21 protein-coding genes are annotated in these 22,239 nt (G+C 46.6%); 9 read left to right on the top strand and 12 right to left on the bottom strand.

Going from position 1 to position 22,239, the window contains the following annotated elements:
* Together FC82_RS17165 and FC82_RS09495 are read right to left on the bottom strand one after the other, a co-directional pair.
* Window positions 1-268 (bottom strand): hypothetical protein (locus FC82_RS17165; protein ID WP_235809204.1); only part of this gene is annotated, 268 nt, incomplete at its 3' end.
* 81 nt (window positions 269-349) lie between these two features.
* Window positions 350-2,662, bottom strand: a complete 2,313-nt coding sequence (locus FC82_RS09495; RefSeq protein WP_056996855.1) for a glycoside hydrolase family 31 protein — start codon at window positions 2,660-2,662, stop codon at window positions 350-352.
* Window positions 2,663-2,907: 245 nt separating this feature from the next.
* Between FC82_RS09495 and FC82_RS16525 the strand changes: the two genes are divergently transcribed.
* Both FC82_RS16525 and FC82_RS09505 read left to right on the top strand, forming a co-directional pair.
* On the top strand, window positions 2,908-3,513 hold the full coding sequence (locus FC82_RS16525) for a helix-turn-helix domain-containing protein (RefSeq protein WP_065101516.1): 606 nt from the start codon (window positions 2,908-2,910) through the stop codon (window positions 3,511-3,513).
* A gap of 73 nt (window positions 3,514-3,586) precedes the next feature.
* On the top strand, window positions 3,587-4,411 hold the full coding sequence (locus FC82_RS09505) for a hypothetical protein (RefSeq protein WP_054759768.1): 825 nt from the start codon (window positions 3,587-3,589) through the stop codon (window positions 4,409-4,411).
* 103 nt (window positions 4,412-4,514) lie between these two features.
* On the opposite strand, the gene FC82_RS09510 is transcribed toward FC82_RS09505, so the two are convergent.
* Entirely contained in the window at window positions 4,515-5,291 is a 777-nt protein-coding gene (locus FC82_RS09510; RefSeq protein WP_054759650.1) for an acetoin reductase, read from the bottom strand.
* 376 nt (window positions 5,292-5,667) lie between these two features.
* Complete coding sequence (locus FC82_RS09515) at window positions 5,668-6,690, bottom strand: NAD-dependent epimerase/dehydratase family protein (RefSeq protein ID WP_054759652.1); 1,023 nt, start codon at window positions 6,688-6,690, stop codon at window positions 5,668-5,670.
* A gap of 119 nt (window positions 6,691-6,809) precedes the next feature.
* Here FC82_RS09515 and FC82_RS09520 point away from each other — a divergent pair, with 119 nt between their 5' ends.
* From FC82_RS09520 to FC82_RS09530, 3 genes are all read left to right on the top strand, one after another.
* On the top strand, window positions 6,810-7,262 hold the full coding sequence (locus tag FC82_RS09520; RefSeq protein ID WP_054759654.1) for a MerR family transcriptional regulator: 453 nt from the start codon (window positions 6,810-6,812) through the stop codon (window positions 7,260-7,262).
* Between the two features lie 303 nt (window positions 7,263-7,565).
* Window positions 7,566-8,894: an MFS transporter gene (locus tag FC82_RS09525; RefSeq protein ID WP_235809205.1), complete on the top strand. Its 1,329-nt coding sequence runs from the start codon at window positions 7,566-7,568 to the stop codon at window positions 8,892-8,894.
* A gap of 15 nt (window positions 8,895-8,909) precedes the next feature.
* Window positions 8,910-9,356 (top strand): MarR family winged helix-turn-helix transcriptional regulator, encoded by a 447-nt coding sequence (locus FC82_RS09530; protein WP_054759658.1) that lies wholly within the window; start codon window positions 8,910-8,912, stop codon window positions 9,354-9,356.
* A gap of 86 nt (window positions 9,357-9,442) precedes the next feature.
* Here FC82_RS09530 and FC82_RS09535 read toward each other — a convergent pair whose 3' ends face one another.
* Window positions 9,443-11,581 (bottom strand): DNA topoisomerase, encoded by a 2,139-nt coding sequence (locus FC82_RS09535; protein WP_056996857.1) that lies wholly within the window; start codon window positions 11,579-11,581, stop codon window positions 9,443-9,445.
* A 215-nt stretch (window positions 11,582-11,796) separates the two neighbouring features.
* Between FC82_RS09535 and FC82_RS09540 the strand changes: the two genes are divergently transcribed.
* Both FC82_RS09540 and FC82_RS09545 read left to right on the top strand, forming a co-directional pair.
* Entirely contained in the window at window positions 11,797-12,345 is a 549-nt protein-coding gene (locus FC82_RS09540; RefSeq protein WP_054759660.1) for a GNAT family N-acetyltransferase, read from the top strand.
* Window positions 12,346-12,448: 103 nt separating this feature from the next.
* Window positions 12,449-13,120: a hypothetical protein gene (locus FC82_RS09545; RefSeq protein WP_054759662.1), complete on the top strand. Its 672-nt coding sequence runs from the start codon at window positions 12,449-12,451 to the stop codon at window positions 13,118-13,120.
* A gap of 356 nt (window positions 13,121-13,476) precedes the next feature.
* On the opposite strand, the gene FC82_RS09550 is transcribed toward FC82_RS09545, so the two are convergent.
* The 4 genes from FC82_RS09550 to FC82_RS09565 form a co-directional block, all read right to left on the bottom strand.
* Window positions 13,477-14,898 carry a PH domain-containing protein gene (locus FC82_RS09550; RefSeq protein ID WP_056996858.1) on the bottom strand — a complete coding sequence of 474 codons (1,422 nt, stop codon included), beginning with the start codon at window positions 14,896-14,898 and terminating at the stop codon, window positions 13,477-13,479.
* Window positions 14,888-15,358 (bottom strand): PH domain-containing protein, encoded by a 471-nt coding sequence (locus FC82_RS09555; RefSeq protein WP_056996859.1) that lies wholly within the window; start codon window positions 15,356-15,358, stop codon window positions 14,888-14,890. Before FC82_RS09555 ends, FC82_RS09550 begins: the two co-directional genes overlap by 11 nt.
* Before the next feature lie 177 nt (window positions 15,359-15,535).
* Window positions 15,536-17,230, bottom strand: coding sequence for an oleate hydratase (locus tag FC82_RS09560; protein ID WP_054759667.1), 1,695 nt, complete (start codon window positions 17,228-17,230; stop codon window positions 15,536-15,538).
* Window positions 17,231-17,394: 164 nt separating this feature from the next.
* Window positions 17,395-17,922 (bottom strand): TetR/AcrR family transcriptional regulator, encoded by a 528-nt coding sequence (locus FC82_RS09565; protein WP_065101515.1) that lies wholly within the window; start codon window positions 17,920-17,922, stop codon window positions 17,395-17,397.
* Between the two features lie 286 nt (window positions 17,923-18,208).
* Between FC82_RS09565 and FC82_RS09570 the strand changes: the two genes are divergently transcribed.
* The gene (locus FC82_RS09570) at window positions 18,209-18,889 is read left to right on the top strand and encodes an SDR family NAD(P)-dependent oxidoreductase (protein WP_056996860.1); all 681 of its coding nucleotides are present in this window, start codon (window positions 18,209-18,211) and stop codon (window positions 18,887-18,889) included.
* A gap of 265 nt (window positions 18,890-19,154) precedes the next feature.
* Here the strand turns inward: FC82_RS09570 and FC82_RS09575 are convergent, their stop codons facing one another.
* From FC82_RS09575 to FC82_RS17175, 3 genes are read right to left on the bottom strand one after another with little or no spacing between them, the layout of a single operon-like run.
* Window positions 19,155-19,889, bottom strand: coding sequence for a glucose 1-dehydrogenase (locus tag FC82_RS09575; protein WP_056996861.1), 735 nt, complete (start codon window positions 19,887-19,889; stop codon window positions 19,155-19,157).
* A gap of 16 nt (window positions 19,890-19,905) precedes the next feature.
* Complete coding sequence (locus FC82_RS17170; RefSeq protein ID WP_235809206.1) at window positions 19,906-20,427, bottom strand: NAD-dependent epimerase/dehydratase family protein; 522 nt, start codon at window positions 20,425-20,427, stop codon at window positions 19,906-19,908.
* A 27-nt stretch (window positions 20,428-20,454) separates the two neighbouring features.
* Window positions 20,455-20,901, bottom strand: coding sequence for an NAD-dependent epimerase/dehydratase family protein (locus FC82_RS17175; protein ID WP_235809207.1), 447 nt, complete (start codon window positions 20,899-20,901; stop codon window positions 20,455-20,457).
* 102 nt (window positions 20,902-21,003) lie between these two features.
* Here FC82_RS17175 and FC82_RS09585 point away from each other — a divergent pair, with 102 nt between their 5' ends.
* Window positions 21,004-22,227 carry an AraC family transcriptional regulator gene (locus FC82_RS09585; RefSeq protein WP_054759675.1) on the top strand — a complete coding sequence of 408 codons (1,224 nt, stop codon included), beginning with the start codon at window positions 21,004-21,006 and terminating at the stop codon, window positions 22,225-22,227.
* The last annotated feature ends 12 nt before the right edge of the window (window positions 22,228-22,239 follow it).

Consider the following 22,239-nt stretch of genomic DNA (forward strand, 5'->3'; position numbering starts at 1 on the left):
AAGACAATAAAAAACTGGCATTGGCGTGATCACCAATACCAGAAATTTTACAGCCTAAATCAGTCCAGAGAGGCTGATTTTTTTGTGGCGTGCGGAGCAAGGCGGTTAAGGAGTGGCACATAAAGCCAACTCCTTGCCCTTGCGCAGCAGGTTTAGACTCGAGGACAGAGAAGCAGAAAGCAGAGGGGGCTCTTTTAAGAAATAAAATAAGAAAGGAGTGCGAAACAACTCCGATTAAGCAGTGGTCTGTATGCCAACTCTCTGCCATTCGCCCGTTAGATCAAAATAAGCGATTAAAAAAGCGATAATCCTCTAATTCGGAGGATTATCGCTTTATACATTTTACGTATTATTCAATAGCGTAAGTGCCTTTTTCAACATCATATTTAAATCTGACGGCGCGATCATTCAACTGAACGATAACATGCTGGTAAACGGCATCAAACCCATGCTGTGTTAACGTGACAGATGGCTTCCCGTCAGTGACGGCAATCTCGTACTGATTAAACTCGCCATCCTGATACTTAAAATCAGTTTCGTTATCCTGATAGTGGGTGTAGTGTCCGCTGTCTCCAAACAAGGTAAAGGTCATCTCGACATCTGGGTGTTCACTGATATGGTTGACCGTCTTCCCCCAAGGTAACAGCGTGTTTTTCTTGATAAATAACGGTAACGTATCTAGGGGTGCATCGACCACGATGTCCTGATTACCGGTGTAGACCCGATTATTCCGAAAATCGATCCACTGGCCTGCAGGTAAGTAAACAAGGCGCTTATTTTTTGATTTTTGAACGATAGGTGCAACTAAAACACTATCGCCGACCATGTATTCATCGTCTAAATTGCGGGTGTTGGTATCGTCAGGATATTCAAGAACAAGTGGACGCATAATCGGCAACCCCGTTCTTGATTCTATTGCAAACAAATCATACAGGTAAGGGATGAAATGATAGCGCAATTGCAAGTATTTTCGATAAATGGATAACGTCGTTTCACCAAAGATCCATGGTTCCTGATGACGTGTCCCCATAGCACTGTGGTTGCGCAATAGCGGGCTGAAGATGGCTGCTTCGATCCACCGTGTCAGCAATTCAGGCTGCGCATCAGAACCAAAACCGCCAATGTCAGTACCGGCAAAACTAAATCCACTCAACCCCAAGTTGCAAAGCTGTGGAATCATCAGTTGCAGATGCGGCCAGATACTGTGATTATCACCCGTCCAAACAGTGGCATATTTTTGTGTGCCGGCATAAGCAGCCCGGGTAATGACATATGGCCGTTTACCTTGAAGTTGTTTCAATCCAGTGTAAGTGGCTTTATCCATGTTATGCCCGTATACGTTATGCATTTTCTTATGGGAAGAGGGCTGATCATGGTCACTGAACACCACATTTTCTGGAATTTCACCTTCAAAGGAGGCTGGTTCGTTCATGTCATTCCAAACACCAGCAACGCCCATTTTTACAAGGAAATGCTGATTATTGGCCCACCAGTCGCGGACTTCTTTACGACCAAAATCAGGGAAAACAGAATCACCAGGCCATACTTTATTGACATAGACCTCACCCTCAGGGGTCGTCACAAAGTAGTTGTGCGCAATACCATCATCATAAACGTGATAACCGGGATCTTTTTTAACTCCTGGATCAATGATCGGGATGACCTTGATACCCCGTTTCTTCAGGCTAGCGACAAAATTATGCGGACCTGAGGGATATTTAGTCTGATCCCAGGTGAATACGCGATAACCTTCCATATAGTCGACATCGAAGTGAATCGCGTCACAGGGGAGGTCGTATTTTGCAAAATTGTCGGCCAATTCCTGAATTTCGGCTTCGCTTTCGCTATACCCCCAGCGAGATTGCTGGTAACCAAGCGTCCATTTTTGCGGTAATGGAACGCGTCCAGTCAGATAGGTGTAGTTAGTGACAATCTGCTTCAAACTGGCACCACCGATGAGATAGTAGTCGACATTGCCGTCAACAGCGGAGTAGAAGTAGTAATCAGAGCTTTCTTTGCCAAGGTCAAAATGACTGCGATAGGGATTGTCAAAGAAAAGCCCAAACGGGTGACCAGCATTAAGTCCATAAAGAATCGGAATCGACTTGTATAATCTAGTAAAGTTTTCTAGGTGCGGTTCTGGGTTGTCAGTATTCCAGTTATCGTATTCAAACCCGCGTTTATTGAGGTAGCCTGTCTTATCGCCTAACCCGTAAAACTGTTCATCAGTTGAAAGCTGCTTAACGACTTCGTAATAGTCAGTATTTGTGTGAGCATTAGCGTTGGTGACATTATGCCCCTCAGCTTCAACCAGTTTTTGATGCACTTTATCAATACCCTTGTCGAGTAGATGACGGACTCCGCGGTAATCAAGTGCTAAGGGATTTTCTTGCGCATCATAGGCATCTAGATGGCCGGCAGCATCGATTTTTATCATGAGGGCTGCCGTCTTAAGTTCATACCCGTTCTCAACTGTTTTGAACGTATAGTCGGTAAGAAGCTGCTTATTGCCTTCAATGGCATAGGAAGCTGAATAATCACCTCTAAATTCAAAAATCCGGATTATTTCCTGGGTAATAACTGTGAGCTGTATCTTGCGGTCAGGGTAGGTTAATGTAATGGTTTGGCCATTCTGATCGTAAGCTGGTAATGGTTGCGTCATGGAAATCGTCTCGGTTCTACAATAGATTTTGTGAGTTGATATTGTATTCTTGTTCATCGTAGCATTTAATGCAACCGTTTGCAATTGCGGGTGTTGTGCAAACTCACACTGACTTTCAAATGAGTTTGCATGCCATAACGCCCATGAAGCATGGCTATGCCAGCATGCTTGTATTCTTGGCTAGGCAAATGTCGGTGCCAGCGGTATATTAAATACATTCACACAGGGAAAGGTAGTCTCGTAAAATGAAAGTCGGCGAACAATTAAAACAGGCACGCTTGCAGGAACAACTCACACAACAAGTGGTTGCAGAAACGCTCAATGTTTCGCGTCAAACCATTTCCAGTTGGGAAACGGGACGTAGTTATCCGGACATTGCCAGTCTGATAACTTTGAGTGATTACTATGATCTGTCACTTGATACGTTGATGAAAGACGATGAGGGCGTGAAAACATACTTAAAAAAGAAAGATGTGTTAAAACAGCTTAACCCTATTGCAACGCTGTTAATGGGTATTGATGTACTGTTCATGGTACCGTTACTGTTTAATATCAGCCAGGGGGTTGACCACATCATTGTTTTCTTAATGGGCATGATCAACATCATTGCACTGATGAGCGTGCTCATTATTATTGCCGGTTTGTTACCGGAAAGTGAAAAAATTGATAAGTGGTCACGACAACGCGGTTATATCTTCTTGCTGGCAGTCGTTTGCTTTGTCGCAGGGGCACTATTTATTTGGGTGCATTGGATGACGTTTGCCAACGGATTGATTTTGATGTTTGTACCGATCGGTGTTGTTGGTATCAAAGAGGCCAGTTACATCCGTTACAAATCTCATAATTCATAGTCAGACGACTGGTTATTTCACCGCGCATCAACTATGCTGGAGTCGAACCATTTTGACAAAAGAGGGCGATAACTTGAAAATAATTGAACAGTTTCTGCGCGGCAAGATCAACGATACGCTGTGCGAAGACACCATTGTTGCTAACGATAATTTTGTTGCGATTATTGACGGTGTCACATCTAAATCAGATTTCAGTTACCAACGAAAAACAACGGGTAAGTGGGCGTCAACAATTGTGGCGCAAGTGTTAGATGAGAGTCCGGAAGAAACGACATTACCCGAAATTATTTCCCGGGTTAACCAGCAGTTTACTGATTTTTACGACGATGTGGCGTTTACTGATGACATTGTCAGCAAAGGGTTGCAGGCTGTCGGCGTTATCTACTCCAAGCACTTTAATGAGCTGTGGATGATCGGTGATTGCCAAGCGTACGTCAATGGTAAGGTGTTGTTTACGCCCAAGAAGAGTGACGAGATCCTATCACAGATGCGCAGCTTAGTGCTGACCACGAATTTTCAAACAACGGATGCCAAACCAGCAGATTACATGACTGGCGAGGATCCAAGCCGAACTGAAATCCTGCCCTGGATTCTGAAAGCAACGAATTTCGCCAACGAAGACGGGACGGATTTTGGCTATTCGATCTTTAATGGCACACCAATTCCGGAAAGCTTGATCAACGTTGTCAAACTTGATGATGAACCTCAAGAAATCGGGTTGGCAAGTGATGGTTATCCGCAGATTCAAAGTACGCTCAAGGACTCTGAAGCAACGCTGGCGGATGTCATTCAAAATGATCCATTGTGTTACCAACAGTTTCCATCGACTAAGGGTTTACATGAAGGAAATAAATCGTTTGATGATCGGAGTTATATTCGATTTTCAACCGAAGAATAGCCACAAAAAAAGATGCCGCTTTAGGGCATCTTTTTTGTTGCGGCTCATTCCGGAAACGTATTTCATACAGAAATGAACTTAGTTATTTTTTTGATGAGACGCTTTACAGAATGCCACCGCCATCAACTGCATAGGTCTGACCCGTAATGAATTCAGAGGTTGGACCAGCCAAGAATGAAACCATGTTGGCAATGTCGTTTGGCTCAACAGTCCGGCCTAACGGGATTGTGCCAACGTAATCCTTCTTGTTTTGGCCTAATGGTTTGCCGTTAATTTCAGACATCTTCTTGTCGATATCATCCCACATGCCAGTAGTGCCAACAACACCAGGTGCGTATGCGTTGACGTTAATGTGATCAGCAGCAAATTCCAATGCGGCAGCTTGAGTAATGCTGATGACTGCTGCCTTGGTTGATGAATAGGTTGCCCATACAGGGAAAGCCCGCATACCGGCAATCGAAGAGGCGTTTATAATCCGGCCATGAACGCCTAATTCTTTGAATTTCTTTGCGGCTGCCTGGATACCATAGATGACACCGAAGACGTTGATCTTGTAACTGAATTCCAAGTCAGCTGGCTTGATGTCTTCCAGCTTATCGACCTTGGCAACACCAGCGTTGTTGACCATGACATCGAAACCGCCTAATTTTTCAGCAGCTTCATTTACAGCATCAGCAACTGCTTGTTGATCGGTAACATCAACAGGCACAAAAATTGCCTTTTGGCCAGCAGCCTCAACATCAGCAATGACAGTCTTTGCTTTTTCAGCTTGAGCAGGTAAGTCAGCTAACGCAATGTCGTAGCCGTCCTTTGCCAAGTGACGACTGACCTCTGCACCAATACCTTGCGCACTACCTGTAACCATTGCAACCTTTGTCATAATATCTTACCTCCAGTAAGTGAAATACTTATTATGGGGTTAACGTTACACTATTTGTAAGCGTTTTACAAGAAAAATTAATTTGTACAAATATTATTGGTGACAACCGAAAACAAGGTCTTTTTGAAGTTGATTGTTGCACAAAAAGCACTTCGATAATGTCGAACGATCTAATCAGCACGACGGCAATCTTAAAGTCTCAAGTAAGATGGCTCATATGAACTCCAAACAAAAACCGAGGGAATTTATCAAGAAATACATGAAAACATAACGTTCAAATACGTCGATGAAACTTCTGTCGTTGAGAAATATGGGTTGAAATTTACAGCGTATTTGAAAACAATGCGTGCCGGACAATCAAAGCTCAACGCGTATTTTATTTTTCTGAAGCCATGATTGCATCCACAGTCGCCAAAATGGTGGCCTCATTATCACTGATTGGCGTCCATTTAAGCAAGTCACGTGCTTTTTGATTGCTGACGTTTCGGTTTACAGTCATCATCAGTTTACCTTCAGCAGCTGTGTGATTAAACGGGGCAGCGAGGTCGATCAACCACTTTGGCAAGACTTTATCTGTAATGCGATCAGCTAATTCTGGGCGTTTTTCTCTGATCAACGTTGCGATTTCCAGTAATGAGATTTGACCGTCTGCCGTGGCGATAAATCGTTCACCGTTTGCGTTTGGCGAGACCATGGCCCGCACATGCAGGTCGGCAACGTCCCGGACGTCCACGACGTTGAGCGGCAAGTCGGGCACCCGTTTCCTCGACCCGTCCAATAACCCTTTAACGATACCAAAGCTGCCAGAAAGGTGATGGTCCAATCCCTTACCGAGAATTGCCACCGGATTGATTGTTGTAAATTCGAGGTCAACATCCGGTTGGTGAATGTAATCCCAGGCAGCTATTTCCGCCAATAATTTTGATTTTTCATACAACGATATACCAGGTTCGTCTGGATCTGTCCAATCAGCTTCCGTCGTCACGGAGTGCAAATCATGGTTACTAAACCCGATTGCACCGAAGTTCGCCGTCATGACAACACGTTTAACACCGGCTTGTTGAGCGGCCTTTAAAATTCGTAAGATGCCGACCTTTGCAGCTTGGCTGACCGCTGACGGATCATCAGGCACCGTCATGAAAACTGGTGAGGCAACACTTAACACATAGTCGATTCCCTGCATCGCCGCGGACCAGCCGGTATCCTGGCTTAAATCGGCCTGAACGAATGTCAGGTGCGTGATTTTGGCCCCGTTTGCTACCATTGTTTGGCGAACTTGATTCGCTTTAGAAACATCGCGCAGAGTGGCGCGAACTAGATAACCCTGATTGAGCAAGTTTAAAATGATGTGTTGGGCAAGAAACCCATTACCACCGGTCACGAGAACGTGTTGAACCATATTATCGACTCCTTTTTCATTGCGTTTGTAATAACGATTGTTTATGATAAGGCTATCCTAAACCCTAGAGAATACTCTAGGGCAAGCCTAAAGTGTGATTAATTAAGGAGGTCGACGAATTGACCTACACCATTAAAGAAGTTTCTGAGAAAGTCGGACTATCTATTTACACACTTCGTTATTACGATAAGGAGGGTCTGTTACCGTTCGTTGCCCGGAACGAGGCAGGGTATCGTGAATTTACGGACGGCGATCTAAATATTATTCATACGATCTGCTGTTTGAAGAATACGGGCATGAAAATTAGTAAGATTCGCCAGTACATTGGTGATGTTATGGCGGGACCGGACAGCATTGAGGACCGGCAGCAGTTACTGCACGACCACCGTGAAAAAATTCTTGAGCAGCAACGGATCCTTTCCGAAAATCTCAAAGAGATCGACTATAAACTTGATATCTATGACGCGCCCAACGCCGGTGATATCATCAGTCGTGAACTGCAGTTTGCTGAAGCGGAGAAGCGGGCAAACGCGCTGGTTGATCCGTATATTAAAACGCTGCCAGGACGTTAAAGTGTCGCCAAGAGGCTGGGTTGAAGAATAAATAGTGTCATTTTAGTATGCCCTGATTATTTCATCTAAACGTGCGCCAGATGGCCACTCAAGAATTTAAGCGCCCCTAGCTAAGAATCTCGTTCGCGATTTTTAGCTAGGGGCGCTTATATTCTGGGAGACAAACGGCCTTTTGTCCCACATTGCTTCAGTCTTTAACCGATTTGCGCCACTCTTTCAGTGTGGACACAAAAGGTTGCTTTTACATTCAAATGAATGTATTATAAAAAGCATTCACTTGAATATAAAAATGGAGGCAACATCTTGAGTACTAAAAAACGCACATTAATTGCAACGATTCTGCTGGTTACCGCCTTTGTGACGCTGCTAAACCAAACGGTGATGATTACGGCTCTTCCCGTCATTACCAAAGCGTTTCACCTCTCGCTAAATCTTGCCCAGTGGCTGACTTCTGGGTACGTCCTTATGCTGGGACTGGCGACACCCATTTCTGCTAACTTGACTGATAAATACACGAGTCGGCAAGTCCTTATTGGCGTGGTCGCGGTTTTTCTAGTTGGCACGTTTCTTGGGCCGCTGACCAGCAACTTTTACGTTCTGCTGATTGCTCGGCTGCTTCAGGCAGCTGCCGGCGGCGTTTTGATCACCTACGTTCAGATCAGCCTGATTGCGCTGTATCCCGCTGATAAACGAGGTACCATTATGGGACTGATTTCACTAGTGGTCTCAGCTGGACCAGCAATCGGTCCCAGTTTTGCCGGACTCATGCTGGAATTTTTCGCCTGGCAATCCCTGTTTTACGTCATCATGCCGATTATCGTGCTCGTTTTACTGGTTGCAATTTTCACATTGCCGAATTTTTCGAAGCCGCGAAACGTTGAAATCGACATTAAATCAGTTGCCAGTTCGATGATTGGGCTGGGGGCCGTCCTTGTCAGTATCAGTTTGTTTTCGAGTAACGCTGTGTTAGCAACCTTTATGCTGGTTGGCGGCATCCTGATCACCTGGTATTTTGTCCGCCGTCAGACAAAACTAGCGACGCCACTTTTAAACATGGCCGTTTTTAAGAAGCGTAGTTTTACAAAAATGCTGATTGTAACCGTGCTGGTGTTTGGTATCATGATGGGGACGGAAGCTATTTTGCCCATTTTCTTTGAAGATACACGGGGAACATCGAGTTTGGTTGCGGGACTTATCCTGCTGCCCGGCGCAATTGCGAATGCCCTGACCGCACCGATTGTCGGTCGGTACTATGATGCGCACGGTGCTAAATTGCCCATCTATTTAGGCGGTCTCATTGTTTTAGTCACGAGTATTCCGCTGGTGATGATGACGACGACCACGAGCTTATGGGTGACGATTGTGGCCTACATGTTGCGGATGGTTGGTATTTCAATGATCATGTCGGCTGCCATCACGGAGGGCTTGAAGGACTTGGAACCCGCTGAAATTTCTCATGGTACAGCATTAAATAACGCGCTGCGTCAGATTGCCAGTTCAGGATTTAATACGCTTATGGTACTGATTGCCACGGCGCCAGCCAGCCTGGTTGTTGGTACCCATCTCGCGATTTGGCTGACCATTTTGTGTACGGGACTGTTATTATTAGTAGGTAGATCATATTTACGTTAAGGGAGTGACACCGCGATGACGCTTCAGGTGGAAAAACTCATTTCGATGTATAACCGGTCGATCCGGGAATACCTCAATAAACGGCTGAAGGATTGGCCATTAAATGAAAGTAATTTTTACTATATTTTGATCATTTGCGAACACCCGGGAATGGCACAAAAAGACTTGGTGAATGGCATTTACCGGCAGCAAAGCATCGTGACAAAAGTAGTCACAACGCTGATCAAAGCTGGCTGGGTCGACATGCGCACGGACCCGAATGATAAACGACGGCGGAATGTGTTTCCCACTGACCAAGCCACGGCAGCGTATGCCGCTCTGAAACAGATACAGACGGACGCGAACGCCTTTGCTTTGAGTGGGTTGGATGGCGCTGAAGTAAGCCAACTCAGCGCACTTTTGGCCAAAGCCATTCAGCAAACAGTGCCTGATGCGCACTTAACAAAAGAGGACATCAACTAAAAAAAACACCGACTTCTCCTCTAAGACGGAAGAGTCGGTATTTTTATTATGACGTCATTTTTATATATCACGTTTTAAATCATTATTTATTTGGTCATCTTTTTAGCAGCTTTCTTTCGAGGCGCTTTTTTGGTCTTCGTAAACACATCGTCCGCGGCTTTAAAGCCCCAAAATTTATGTCCCCGGTAGGTCTGTTGCGCCAGCGTGCCATGGACGTCCATGTTCTTACCGCGTTTGGTCTTAATACTGAACGAGATATCTTTGCCTGCCAACAGGTCAGCAACTTCGTCTTCGGTAAAGTGGTGCCCGCCCCAAACTTGATTGAACTTGACTTCTTTACCAGCACTGGTAGTCCCGGATGTTTTTTCTTTTTTCGGGTATTTCTTGACCAGTTTTTCAGGATCGCCTAATCGGGCGTGCAGTTTATCAGCATTTTCGACCATGATCGGCATGTCGTGGGTGACTGTTTGCGTAGCGGTTGTGAGTAGTTGCGCCGGTGGCAGCTCAAACTTACCAACCTGATCCATCAAATCAAATAAGCGTTTGGTGGCATTGGTACTGCTGATGATGGTGCCTTCTGTCAGCACGGCGGACACGATACCCGTATTGGTCATGGAAAAGGTCCCGCGACGTTCGTGCAGGAGGGCGGTTCGGCCAGCAGTAATCTGTGACACAGTGGATACTCGAGTAGCCCCGGTACCAATATTGTGTTTTTGCAGGTAGTTCATCAGCCATTTCATAGTCGGCTTGACCGGTTTTGGATTCGCACCCTCAAAGACGAACGGGTCTGCAGTAGGCCCCACGGCGCCAGACTGGTTCCCTTCGGTAGTATCGTCATCTTTGATCTGTTTAGCGCTATCAAAAATCAGTTTGTAATTAAGCGCAACAGGCACGTTAAAGGCAGTCTTAAAGTCGGGATAGTCTGCCAGATCCGCCGTGGTGTGATCAAAAACATAATCCTCGCCAAACATGGCGAGAAAGTTCTTGCCAACGACTTCATAGATAGCGGGACCGGCTTTACCGAAACGGGCCAGGGCACCTAACGAAGCCGGTACTTTGTTTCCCGGCCGGTTGGCCCCGTGATCGACGCTGCCCTTGGTCACGTGGGTGAACCGCGGTGCAGTGTGGGTCAGTAATTTCTGGTCAACGTTGACGACCTTGGCAATTGCCGGCACGAGTGGGTACAGCTGTTTGAACTGCTCCAATGAAATTTTTGAATCATCGGTCCGCGGGTAACTGACAATTTTGGCTTCGTACATTTTTTGATAAGTTGCTAGAACCTCTTTAGCGTTGTACCCCTTTGGTGCCAAAATGGACGCCAGGTTTGAGAGGTCAAGCAGCTTAGGCGGAGCAGAGTGCTGGCGCGTTGTTTTAATATTGGCAACGGCGCTGGTATGGTACTGCACAGCGTCCTGATTGCCGGCAGCTTTTGTTTCGAACCGAAATCTTGCCGCGGCGTCAGCGTCCTTAAACTTGCGGGTAAACACGTGCTCGTGCGGGTCTTGGAATTTGACTTCGTAGAATGGTTTGCGCTTATAGTTGCGCAGGGCTTCCAGTTGTTCGTAGACGTGGCGGACGATCAGTGATTTCAGTCGGCCTTCACGAACAACCATGACCGGGTAGCCGGCCTGTTTAGAAACGGTGGTGGCGATCCGGGTCAGCTGCATGGACAGAAAATCCCATTTGCTGCGGGCGTCAGACTTTAAAAAATCGCCGTCTTCCTGCTGACTTGTGATGTCCTTGATCTCACGAAAACCGGTTTGAACGGAGCGCTTTTCTTCATCAGCAAAGTACAATCGCTTTACCGGTCCGCGCCACTTGATAGCATTAATAATCTCCCAGGCGAGTAATTCGCCTTCACCGGATGGATCCACGTCCGTAGCAATGACGATGGCATCACAGCCCTTGACCGCGGTCTTTAATTCGGTCAATGATTTGCGGGCAGAACTTTGGTGACTGCCACGATGAGGGGCAGCCGCGATAGGCTTTTTCTCCCAGCTAAAATCGTTAACGTCCCACGGGAGGTGTTCCAGTTTCCAAGAACGGTATTTTGATACCTTTTCGTCCGGTACCTGGTCCTTTGGATCGACAAGTTCCAATAGATGACCGTGTGAATGGACGATGGTGTATGACTTGCCGTTGAAGCTGCCGCTGGTGCCGCCCAGGGCGCTGGCAAAGTTTTTCGCCGCACTGGCTTTTTCACATAAAATGGCGTAATCAGTCATAATAACTTCCTTTTTTGAATACATCGTTCGCGTGCGTGACGCGTAACCCCATCTGAAATAAATCACTACCTCACTATTTTACTAAACTCTGATTGAAAATGAAACGAAAATACGTTCGTATGTGAGATGCTAAAGGATTTCCTAAGACCAGGCAGAAAACGGGCTTTATAATAATTGCCATGATAAGGTACTACTAAAACAAGGAGCCTGGACAGATGCTAACTACAGAATTGATTACTCGTGACTCACAGCTGTTACCGGAAATTAAACAATTGTTTAAAACGGCTTTCCCGTTCTATGAACAGATTCCGATGCCGTTTCTCATGTGGCGGCTTAGACGACCAAACGTTGAACTTTTAGGGTTTACGGATGATGGTCAGCTTGTCGGTGCGAGCTACACGATTTCGCGCCGGCAGCAGACCTATGTCCTGTACCTGGCAGTGACTGAAAAAGTCCGCAGCAGGGGTTATGGTTCCCAAATTCTAGCGGCCATTAAGGATCGGTATGTGAATCAGCAAATCATGCTGAACATCGAACCAGTCACTCCCGATGCCCCCAATCTTGAACAACGGCAGAAACGCCGCCAGTTTTACTACAAGAACGGTTTTCGGTCAACGCATTTAATGCTGACCGAAATGGGTGATGACTACGAATTACTGACAAATAGCGGCAGCGTTGCCGAAAAAGACTATATAGCACTAATGGAACAGTTTAGCGGTTTGATCATTAGCGGGTTGTTTAGAACCAAAATCAGGTCAATTTAATAAATGTTTCACGTGGAACAATTTTTCAAGCGGTTTGATTTCTTTCAAATTAAACCGCTTTTTGAGTGCGCTTTAGTTGGGTTCTCGGTCAAGAGGGCGCATAATGCAACCATCAATTATTGCTATAAAAATGGAGGGGATCATCATGGTTCAATTTGATTGGCAGATTGTTGAAACGGCAGAGTATTCGCACGACACTGAGCCGAGTTTTGTGACGCTGACGACCCGAAGTTATTTGACGATTACAGGCCACGCGCCAAACCGGATACGCGACCCTGAGTTTCAGGCCAAGGCGGATGTTGTGAAGGCCGTTGCGGCAAAAATCAGCAAGGGGCCGGGTGCCGGTATTATGATCGACCGTTACCGCAGTTACCGACCATACCCGTTACAAGCCGTATGGTCTGGTGGTGACACGATTGATGACCGACACGATTTTAAGCTTTGGGTAAAACAGCCGTTATTCGTGAAATCAGAATATGCAAAACAAGCGCTGACCCAGTTAAATCTTGGAGAATTGGGCGATCAAGTGGCGTTTGAAAATTTGGCGGAAGGTACCGAAATTCAGAGTTTTAGCGCGACACCGTTAACGAATAGCAGTCAAGCGGTCCAAACGTTAACCGATGCGGTTTCTGAATTGGGCCTCGAACAGGTGCATCAGGACAGCCATCGTGAGGTATACATTGACGGTTATGGTCCCGATGTCGCAGCATTGTTGCGTTTCGAGATCGACCCCGCTGTCGGCAAAATCGATGCGGGACGAATGGCGGTCAATTAGAGTTCTTAATGATTATTGTGACACCAAAACAGGAGTTGAGATAACAGTATCAACCGTTAATAAATAACGTTAGCCTTTTACATTTAATGTCACCTTGATTGCCCAGCCTAAACCTGAGATAAACGGCTGTTTCTAATGAAGACAACGGCCCACTCTAAAATCTATTGAAGATTTTTGAGTGGGTCGTTTTTATTGTGGAAGCAAAATCGCCGTCTATTGCAGGTTCTTTGCTACGATGAGGTTGCTATTTGATGCGCGAATTTGTTGTACATTATTTTTAACGGAGTAGAGCAACCTTCCCAAGGCAGGGAGCTACTCTGCACTGCAGCCTAAACACGCTGTTTTTTCGATGACAGTTATCGGTACCAGTCGTAAAGCTGCTGGCCAACAGCAGTGGGCAGATAGCGCACTTCAACGGCTGCGTTACCGTTCCCTTGACGGATATTAACGACAACATGCATGAACCCTGCAGACTTCATCCAAAAGGTCTCTTTTAGGGTCACTGACTGAATCTTGGATTGTTCGACAACGTAGGTTTCCCGATGCAGGTGTTTACCAATTTGCAGGAATAGTAACCGGCTATCCCAGACCACACCAGCATTACGCCCAGCATACCAACCGAATAACCAGGCCAGCGGAAAGAGAAGAAGACTGAGTAGTCCCCACGGTCGGAAAAACCAACAAATGGGTACTACGAGGACGAGTGCTTCCAGCATTGCGTTACGAATTAAACGCCATTTTCCACCTCTAGTGATACGGTTATACCTCGGCATATTCTCAGGTAAATTTGGTAAATAATGACGAACAACAGCTGCATTTGTCTCAGAAATCACGGGTAGGATGACCAGGCTGTCATTGTCCTCATCCGTAGTGGCTGTTGACGCTAACAATACTTGGACCGAAATCAAATGGAACAGTTGGCGCAATATTGTTTGCCGCAACACGACCGCTTGAATACGATTTTGAGCCGCTGTAATCGTATTACGCTGAAAGAATCCTTTTTCGGTGACCAGTTCATGGCCGCGCAACGTCAATTTGAAATGATAATAGCGCTGAATAATGGATAAGTAAGACAGAACCAGACTGAGTAGTAGGCCCACAAGCAGCACGCCCACCAGCATGAGCGTGCCAAGATGCACAAGACTGTTAATGGTTTGGCTTTTGAAATGTTCAGGGACTAGGTCGTCTAGTTTGTTGTACAGTGCCCAAATTCCTAGCAGAATTGGAACCAGACCCATTGATGTTAAGGCATAGGTGTTGAGATCTGCCCAGTTAATAGCGTAGGTGGGGTCTGCATTTTTGATGATTTTTGGTTGCTTAGGTTGCTCTAGCTGCCCAGAAGCCCGTTTTAACCGGCGAAGTTCATCAACGATCTGCTGTGACACAACTGGCAGTGAGGCGTCCGCGTCATCGCCGTCGTGACCGGACGTTTCGATGCTCACCGCAGTGAGGTGAAACGGTTTGAGATAAAACCACTGTTTGACCTGCAGCGTTTGGATACGCGAGTAGGGAATCTGCAGTTGCTTTCGGAAAATGAGGCCCTTGTTAATACTGATGTCAGTGGGCGTGATTTGATAGGTAAACCGCCAGTAGCGTAAAATTGCCACGACAATGGCTAAACCAATCAGTGCACACACAATGATGATCCAGCTGGCCGGCTGAAGTTGGTTTTTACAAAAAATAACTGCCAGCACAACATATAAAAAGGTATCCCGAATAGTGCGGGTGCTGAACTGAATCAGTGCCAGCGGATGAAGATGCTGCGGTTTAAGCGTCATCGCGGGCCTCCTGCGCAAGGGCGATGATTTGTTGCTTTAAGTGTTCAGCGGTGTGTGGCAAGACGGCCTCAATTTCATGGGTGGTTGATGCCGTTTCAATGCTGACGGCCTTTAATTGCTGCCATTGCAGTAACGGGCCAGCTTCTAGCGTGACATTTTGAATTCGGTTGATTGGAATGGCGGTCTGTTTGTGAAAAAAGAACCCTCGTTCAATTTCCACGGCTTTGTCGGCGATGTGGTAGCGCCAAAACCGGTAACGGTAGGGAATGATGACGAGTTCGACAATCACTTCAATGACGCCCAAACCCAGAATGACAGCCATTATCCAGAGTGGCCAGTGCCAAATAGTATGGCAAACGAACAAAATGGCCAAGATGACCAGCCAGGCAATTGCTGATCCAATGGCACTTAAACGCCATACCGTTTTCATTTTAAGCGGTAGTTGTTCCCAATGTGACATGATAATTCCTCCTACGAAATTCACTACTTTCCCAATCATTATAAAGTACGATATTAACCCTGCCAATAGTTCTATTTAGTCATCAAAAAACGCCCGAAAAATGTCGAGATTTTCCAAGCGCTTATTGATGTGTTTTAACGTGTACAAATTTTGATGCCGCACGACTAACGGTTACGACTAAGAGAAGAGCTTCTTTGTCGCCTTAGCAAGCGTCTTCATATCCTTATCATACCGCGGGGTGTCGACCAAATTGTTCATCGAAATGCCGGTGAAGTGGTAAGCGGCGATTTCACCTGATCGGGTGGCACTCTGTTCGGTGAAGACCATTTGGTAAGGTTGTTCCGCAAACTCACCGGTGAAGGCCAAATTAGTAGAATGTGCGGGGATCACTTCAGGCCGGTCCGTCTTTGCCCGGTTGTTGAACAATGCTGAAGCGTATGGCATGTAAACGGGCACGTTGTTGATGATACTGTCCATGATCTCGTCTTTCTTGTCCATAATGTTCGTTGGCCCTGGATCGACCTTCGACAGTTGACCAATCAGTTCCTCAGCCATTTCTTTCCCGGTCATTTCGATGTAAGGTTTCTCAATAAATTCACCCTTTCGACGCGGGTAAAGGAAGTAGCCCCAGATAACCGACTCGTTTGGTCTTTGCGTGGTAAAGTGCGGTTGATGATGGACCACAATGGACATATTGACATCTTTTTGGCCCAGCGGTGTAATCGGCTTTGTAGACAGGAACGAGTTCAGTGCGTTACCTGGCAACTGCGTGGTGATCCGGGTAATCTCGTTTAACAGTAAGTGGTTTTTCGTCGTTAAGGTAAAGCTTGACCATTCACTGGCGTTTCGGTCAGCAAAGAACTTGTCGGGGTTCCCAAGGTTGTAGAAGTGTTCCGTTGCTTTCTTCCACAAGCTGGCAGCAGCACCGTAGTCCATGTTTTCGGATGCCGGGGTGTTGAAGTCGCCCAAAGTAGCGGAGTCGGTGATCGACCCGTTGGTAAAGAAGACGGCGGTATCATCATCCACAGCGACCGTTTCCGTTTCGTTGGTCTCTGTGTTTTCCATCTCTAAGCCGGTGACAGTGATTTCGTCTTGCAGCGCGGTGTCCTTAAAGGTGAAGTCGGTGACCCGGCGATTCAAAACGATTTTGCAGCCCTGTTCCTTCAAGTAGTTGATCAGAGGCAGCATCATACTTTCATACTGGTTATAACGTGTCCGGTTAACGCCGACCAAGTGTTCAATTTGGGTAAATTCATAGATCATTTGGTGCATGTAACGCCGCAGTTCCTGCGCAGAACTCTGCACCCTGAAGGCGAAGGTGGTTTCCCACATGTACCAGAAATTCGTTTGAAACATGTGCGGATCATCCTTGAAGTATTCCGCAATGGTGACATTATCCAGCCGAGTTTCTTCCTTATCCGGCATCAAGATCAATTTTGTGAGCAGGGAGCGGTCCTTATTATTTAAGCCTAAGTGACTGCCGTTAACGATACCAACGCCGCCCTGCAGCAGTCGGGCCTTATCAAAGGTCCGGTGGTGGGCGTCAAAATCGTGGGTGTCTTCGGCTGCGGTCATGTTTTTTTCAGTGGCGGATGGGATTCGACCCATGAGATCCATGAGGTCAACGTATGTCCGGTAGTTCAGCATCCGACCGCCACGAGCGACGAAACCGGTATGGTTTTCAACTGGGTAGTCGGTGTTCCAATACTCGCCCTTAGCAGACGTTGCTGTAGACCCGTCGTTTGAGCCGTGGTCATCGATTGAATAAAAGGTGATCTGTTCACCCTTCCAGTGTGCCTCTTGAATTAAGTAAACGGCTCCGGCCATGTTTGCCAGGCCGGCCCCAATCATGATTGCTTTACGTTTTACCATAGTAATCCCTCCAAGTTCTAAATTGAGTGATGTCACAGGTACGGTGTATCAGTTCGCAATGCGGTAACTTATTAGTATGATCGTGTCTGCCCACACGTTTTACTTTTCAAGCATTGCGGTCATCTTTATTGTAACTGGTACGCAGAAAACTAAAAATGGTCAACTCAGTTCATTTGCCCAAAATCGGTGAATTTTTGTCCGTTTTGAATCGCGTTCGCAACCGAACCGTCCAACACCAACTCAGCACGTTTGACCACGGCTTCTTGCGGTTCTGCCAAACCGTTAGCTAACCACTGGACGAGCTGCATGACCAATGCCCAGCCAAAGAAATTGACGATTGCATCACGCAACGTTGGCTGAACATGGGCATCTACATCCAGAACCACGGCGTTGACCATTTTACTGGCGACGTCGTAGAGGGTGTTTTCGAGAATGTCCCTAGCCAGCGAATGAAACGTTTTTAAACACAATTCACGGTTGTCGGCAATGTAGGTTAATATCAATCGATAGCCGTCCTGCCAACGATTGACACGTAAATAGTGCTCGCTTAACTGGTCCACGATCTCACGTTGAAACGTCCATTCCAAGAGGGCGAACAGGTCTTCAAAGTGGTAGTAGAACGTGTTGCGCGTTACATGCGCTTGCTGCGTCAATAATTCAATCGTAATCTTATTAAACGGCGTGGTTGCCATCAGAGCCTTAAGGGCGGCTGCTAGTTTCCACTTGGTTGTCTGCGTCTTGATGTCACATCAACTCCTAGTGCTGGGTTCTAGGTCTAGTTTACCGCGAAATGGAAGCGGTAACTATTGTTTGTAATCAAAATTAATAAAAATGGTCTATCTCATTTATGATATAATAAATAAGTGGAATATACCGATTAAAAACGCTACATTGGGTATATATTTCATGACGTAAGTGGTAACATGGGGCTGTAATACTAAAAAAGACGCATGATTATGATAAAAGGAGCATTGGTATATGATAAATAAAACGATTACGTTGATTACGAATGCGAATCAGTCGATGGGGTACGAAATTGCGACGCTGCTGGGGCATGCAGGGCAGCTGCTTTTACTTGGGGTCCATGATAGTCAGCGGGGGGAACGCATGGCTGCAGAGTTGTTAAAACAGGGCATTCACGCGGATGTTGTGCAGCTGGATCTCACTTGCCGCGCATCGATCAATGGTGCCAAGGACTATATCGACACCAACTACGGGTATTTGAACACGTTGATCAACAATGGCGGTACCTCCTATGACCATGACTTCAACCCAACGACACTTTCTTCCTTTGTCATGCGTCAGGATTTTGAAGCCAACTTTTTTGGGCTCGTCGACGTGACGCAGGCTATGCTGCCATTGTTGAAAAAAGCGTCAACAAGCCAGATTATTAACCTGACCGGCCATCTAGCCGGAATGACGCACAATCATGCTGCCGGAGCCGGATATCGGGCATCACAGGCCGCGGTGAATCAGTTTACGATTGATCTGCGGCAGTCATTAACGGGTACCAGCGTGACCGCCAACTTCATTAATTCAGATTGGTTGGACCGGCACGTTGGTGCTGGGCGCGATGTCGTCGTGACTGATGAAACGTTGCGCACGGTGACCATGGCACTCATGGCAGCCAATGAGGTTGCCCGGGTGTCGACACTTTAAAAAGTTAAAACGCGGGACAAAAACGGTTTGTCTTCAGAATATAAGCGCTCCCGCAAAGAATCCTCATTGGGATTCTTTGCGGGAGCGCTGTTTAATGCATGTTTGCGCAAGATAAATGAGGCGCGATAATGCAGTCATTCTAGTACGGCACCGAAATGAGCTGCAAGTTTGCCTCCACCTCACGAAAATATCGGGACCATTTGATACTTTGGACGAGTGATTAAGCCAAAAACGTCTTTTACCGGTTCGGTGGTTTCGGCAGGTACTACTGAGCGGTCAAACCGCCATCGACTACAAATTCAGCACCGGTTTCATAACTGGCATCATCGGAGGCCAAGAACAGGACCATTTTTGACACTTCCTCTGGTTCTGCAATTCGCTGCAACGGAATTGTTTTAGCAAACTGGGCAACGGCATCGTCTGTGTCGCCCTGGTGGATCATCGGCGTTGAAATCACACCTGGATGAACTGAGTTGACACGGATACCGTAATGAGCCAGTTCAAGCGCAGCCGCTTTTGTCATCCCACGAACTGCGAACTTAGTATCTGTATAGCCGATAGCTCCGCCAACTAACCCGTTGATGGATGATACGTTGACGATGCTTCCATGCCCCGCTTTTTTCATTTCAGCGGCAACAAACTTCATACCCAAGAACACACTCAGTTGATTAATTTTGAAAATTTTCAAATAATCGTCCGCCGACACGTCAAATAGTGATTTTGCGTAGGTGATTCCCGCATTGTTAACCAGAATATCGATCTGGTTAAAGTTTTCCAGAGCGGTTTGAACGACTGTTTGCCAGTCGTTCTCATTTGAAACGTCTTGTTTAACAAAAATGGCATTGGTGCCCAATTTCTCAGCGGTTGCCAGACCTTCTGTTTCGTTCAGGTCGGTTAAGACAACCTTGGCACCCTCAGCAACAAACAATTTGGCATGGGCGGCTCCCATTCCCTGAGCAGCACCTGTAATGACAGCGACCTTTCCGGTTAATTTACCCATAATGATCAAGTCCTTTCTATTTGACGGTTTCTTCGTTTTGTACGCACTTGGCGAGGGTTTGCTTGATTGATGCAAGGACATCATGGTCCTTAAATCCTAAAACAGCCTGGGTCACTTTTGGCGCAGTGCACTGCGCCTCTTCCTGTAATTGCTCAGATAACGTAATGTGAATGCCGTGTTCCTTCCCGGCAGCTGCTGCTTGGGCGTCGAGTTGCTCAAATTGCGGTCTCAACTGCTCAAATGGGACAATCGGTACCTGCGTTTTTCCAGTTTGATTAAGCGCTTCCACAATCATGTCATAGAAATCTTTGTAAGCCAAGTTATATGCATTTATTGCATAGGTGTGCCGATGCTCGCCGTGGACCATGGCACCGACAGCCGCCTCGGCAACTTGTTCCACGGTAACGGCGGATGTGCTGCCCTTGAGTGCGGGGTAAACGGGTTGGTCGCGAATTTGATCAACGAACATTTTCCAAAGCGGCAGTCGACCTGGCATCGTGCCGAAAATATAGGGGAGTCGCAGCACAGTGACATCCATGGCACCTTCGCCCTCAGCAAATGCAACCTACTCCTGGAGCAAGCGCGTGTTCGGATAGGGTTGCTGCTGATATTCGGGATAGGTGTCGCGCCACAAGCTTGCGAATTCTGCGGTGTAGGACCCAAAGACGACGAATTTCTTTACGCCGGCCTGACGCGCTAAGCGTGCTAAACGTTGGGTAGGTAATACGTTGGCATGGTAGTAGAAACTCAGCGCGGGTGCGTCTGGCAGTGCGCGTTCGTCTGCCCCCGCTGCGTACATGAACCCGTCACAATCAGCTAGTAAATGCACGATATCAGTGTCTGATAAGTCATTAATGTTGCCCAGACTGAGTTCAACCTCGTTTGGTATGAGGTCATCTGCTGGTAACGGGGGCAACGCCATGGTTTTGACCTGATACCCTCGTGTGAGTAAGGCCTTGATCGTGTAGTAGCCTAGAAATCCCGTGCCACCTAAAACAAATACTTTTGACATGATGCCATCTCCTTGCTTGATATTAATTTCACAATTAGTATAATCGGAGCTGAACAAGATTTGTGCCTATTTTTCCGTTAAATGTTCGAAAAGGAGTTTACGATGAATTCAGATTACCCATATGTGAGTACCAATTACCTTTCCAGTCATTATCGGCCACAAGATCTGAGTATTTCTTTAGAAGCGATAGCCGCTGATGTGGCACCGTATATTCGTGATGAAGCAGAATTTTGGGTCGTGACAGCGGGCACCGCAACCGTGGAAATCAACGGGACAGCGTTTCAACTGACAGCCGGCGACGTGGTTCAGCTAATGCCGCACCAGATCAGACGACTTTCAGTTGAAACGGGGATGTCACTGACGTTATATGCGATTCGGCTTTCGATGGGGTTGCTCTTGCTGTCTTCCAACGATGAAAAACAATATGCCATCGCGTTGCGCAACGCGGAACATTTCTTTCCAGTTATTCACTTAGCCGCGGAAAACCAATTGTTTTTGACACAGTTTTGTGCCAATACTGTGCGACAAAAACAGCATCATATGACGAACACTGAGAGCTTAAATCTCGCACTTACATCTTATTTGATTTACCTATTTCACGTTGAACCGCACGTTGCAGTCGGCGTGTCACCGGACGCAGCACCATGGGTTTGGCTGCGGTATCTCCAATTTCATCATCCGTCTCACTTAACGCTGGCCGGTATGGCCCAAGTGTTCGAAACGACACCTAAGAAATTACAAACGGCGTTGATTTCCCTCACCGGGTTTAATTTCAACCAATTATTGAATCAGGTTCGTATTCGCAATGCGGCGGGTTTGCTTCAGTTTCCGGAACTAAGCATTCGCCGCATTGCTGCTATCTGCGGCTACCGCACGATCAGTACGTTTTACTATCAATTTGAAAAAATTAACAAGACGTCTCCACAAGCTTATCGGGATGATTTGAAAACACGTCATCAGCTAGTAGGCAACAGTGATGGTTGGACGATTGGTGTGTATCTTTTTGAACACTGTGCCGAGACGTTAACGTTGCCAGAAGTCGCGCAGACGCTGCGTTTTTCAGAGGACACAATTAACAATCGCCTGCTGACGTATTTTGGGTTGACGTTTAAACCCCTCCTGAATCAATTTCGGTGTGAAGTAGCGCGCCCACTGGTTCTTGGAAGTCAATTGACAACGACACAGATTGCCCTACGAGTCGGGTTTCAGGATGCGGTCAGTTTTAATCGCAACTATCAAACTACCTGGCAGATAACACCACGGCAAGATCGGCAACGCAATGCTTACGATGTGGTAGCGGGAAAAATCGTGACGCGCCGCAGGTAATGTTTCATGTGA

Source organism: Secundilactobacillus collinoides DSM 20515 = JCM 1123 (assembly GCF_001435975.1).
GTDB classification, from domain to species: domain Bacteria; phylum Bacillota; class Bacilli; order Lactobacillales; family Lactobacillaceae; genus Secundilactobacillus; species Secundilactobacillus collinoides.